3 protein-coding genes are annotated in these 2630 nt (G+C 66.5%); 2 read left to right on the top strand and 1 reads right to left on the bottom strand.

Annotated elements, in window-relative coordinates; all coding sequences use genetic code 11:
• Nucleotides 1-670 (bottom strand): DedA family protein (locus tag VK519_RS04185; protein WP_324347881.1); only part of this gene is annotated, 670 nt, incomplete at its 3' end.
• A gap of 272 nt (nt 671-942) precedes the next feature.
• Between VK519_RS04185 and VK519_RS04180 the strand changes: the two genes are divergently transcribed.
• Entirely contained in the window at nt 943-1941 is a 999-nt protein-coding gene (locus tag VK519_RS04180; RefSeq protein ID WP_324347880.1) for a polyprenyl synthetase family protein, read from the top strand.
• A 2-nt stretch (nt 1942-1943) separates the two neighbouring features.
• Nucleotides 1944-2630, top strand: a 687-nt coding sequence (locus VK519_RS04175) for a glycoside hydrolase family 18 protein (RefSeq protein ID WP_324347879.1), incomplete at its 3' end; no start/stop codon positions are given.

Below are 2630 nucleotides of genomic sequence, written 5' to 3'. Positions count from 1 at the left end.
CCAGCGGCCCGCGGCCTTCGGCCAGGGCGTTGTTCAGTTCCGTCACCGTGATCCTGGCCATCTCAAGCGAATGCAGCAGTCGGCGGCGCTGCCACCACTTCAGCGCGATATAGGCCGCAAGCAGGGCCAGCATGACCTCGCCCGCCACGGTGCCTGCGCTGGCCAGGCTGGCCAGCAGGGTGTCGATCTGGGCGGAGAACACATAGCCGATGCCGATGGCAAGACCCGCCCAGAGCAGCGAACCCAGGCCATCCATCAGCACGAAGGCCGCGGGTGTCAGGCCCATCGCTCCAGCCATGGGGGGTGCAACGGTGGACAGCCCCGGCACGAACTTCGACACCAGCAGCAGCATGCCGCGCCAGCGCTGGAAGCGCAGTTCCGAGGTTTTCACGCACGAATCCGGGGACAGGGAGATACGGCAGATCGTGCGCATCACGCGTGAGCCGAAACGACGTCCGGCGATGTACCAGGCAAGGTCGCCCAGGAGGCAGGCCAGGATCGCCACCCCCACCAGTTGCGGCAGCGGCAGGCGGTCGATCGCCGCCAATGCACCGGACACGACCAGGGTGGGAACCGCGGGCAGGGGCACGCCTGCCTGCTCGACCAGCACGTTGATGAAGACCACCAACAGGCCGTATTGGGCGATGAGTTCAATGATGTGTTGAGCCATGACCGGTTCCGCGCCAGGACCGCCCCGTCGATGCCCGGAATAGTTGGGCCGTAGCCGCGGATTTGCAAGCTGCATATGGGGGTATGCCGATGTCCTGACCGCCATGGCATGGCCAACCACACCCTCAGGCTGCCTGCTGGCGGCCAGCCCTGTCGACGCCGCCGGCCATGGGCGGTAAACCCCTGGGGCCGGCCCGGCGATGGTGGCCACCGCGCCCACGCCCTTCCGCCTATAATCCCAGGCAAATTGTCGTACCTCTTTCAAAGGTTTCCATGAGCAGCGTGCCCGCGGCCCGTCAGGCCCTCGATTTCTCCAGCGTCCGGGATCTTGCCGCCGCCGACATGGCGCAGGTGGATGCCCTGATCCGTGCGCGACTGTCCTCCGACGTGGTGCTGATCAACCAGATCGCCGACCACATCATCGCCAGCGGCGGCAAGCGGCTGCGGCCCATGCTGCACACGCTCGCTGCACGTGCCGCGGGCTACACGGGCGATAACCACGCCAAGCTCGCCGCGATCATCGAGTTCATCCATACCTCGACCCTGCTGCATGACGACGTGGTGGATGAATCGGACCTTCGCCGCGGACGCAAGACGGCCAACGCGCTGTGGGGCAATGCCGCCAGCGTGCTGGTGGGCGATTTCCTTTATTCCCGTTCGTTCCAGTTGATGGTGGAACTGGACGACATGCGCATCATGCGCATCCTGGCCAACACGACCAACACCATTGCCGAAGGCGAGGTGCTGCAGCTGCTGAACATCGGTAACGCAGACGTTACCGAACAAGCGTACCTGGCGGTGATCGAACGCAAGACCGCGGTGCTCTTCGCTGCGGCCACGGAGCTGGGTGGGTTGCTCGGCGGCCTGCCCGCCACCGAGGTGGCGGCGCTTCGCACCTACGGCATGCAGCTGGGCTATGCGTTCCAGATCGCCGACGACCTCCTGGACTATCTGTCCGATGCCGGCACGCTGGGCAAGAACATCGGCGACGACCTGGCCGAGGGCAAGCCCACTTTGCCGTTGATCTTCGCTGCCGAACGCGCCAGCGAGGAAGACCGGCAATCGATGCGCCGCGCCATCGAGCAGGGCGGGCTGGAGTCGCTGGAGCCCATCATCGAAGCCATCCGCAAATCCGGTGCGCTGGAGCTTACCCGCGAGCGCGCACTGGCCCACGCCGATGCAGCGCTTGCCGCGCTCGAGGCGTTGCCGCCGTCGCCGTGGCGCGACGCGCTTGCCACGCTGGCCCGGTACTCGGTGGACCGGTCGTTCTGATCATGCGCAGGGTCTTCACCGGCCTGGGCCTGTTGGCGTGCATCGCGCTGGCCGGATGTGCGGCACCCACGCGCAGCTACCGGGTAGTCGGTTACATCAGCAACACCGAACACACCGACCGCATCGATGCCTCACGCATCGATACCTTGATCTACGCTTTCGCCCACGTCGACCACGACGCGGTAGTGCTGCGCCCGGAGGCCGCCACCTCGTTGGCGCAGGTGGTGGCGTTGAAGCAGGCCAATCCATCGCTTCGTGTGGTGATCTCCGTCGGCGGCTGGACGGCCGACGGATTCTCGCAGGCCGCTTCCTCGGTGGAAGGCCGGCAACGCTTCGCCAGCAGCGCGGCGCGGCTTGTGGCCGACCATCATGCCGACGGCCTGGATGTCGACTGGGAATATCCGACCCACGGGGAATCGGGCATCGCCAGCAGCCCGGCCGACCGGGCGAACTTCCCGCTGCTGCTGGCCGCCACGCGCAAGGCGCTCGATGCCCTGTCCGGCCACCACACCTTGAGCGCCGCGGTAGCCGATGGCGCCTTTGTCGACGGCGTGGATATCCCGGCGGCGAACCGGTACGTGGACTGGTTCAACCTGATGACGTACGACTTCGTCAATTCGCTCACGCCGACCACCGGCCATCACAGCGGCTTGCATCCGTCGGCGCTGGCACCGGCTGATGCGCGCACC

This window comes from Pinirhizobacter sp. (assembly GCF_035317885.1).
Classification (GTDB): Bacteria; Pseudomonadota; Gammaproteobacteria; order Xanthomonadales; family Rhodanobacteraceae; genus Pinirhizobacter.
This window is presented reverse-complemented; position numbering and strand designations above follow the sequence as displayed.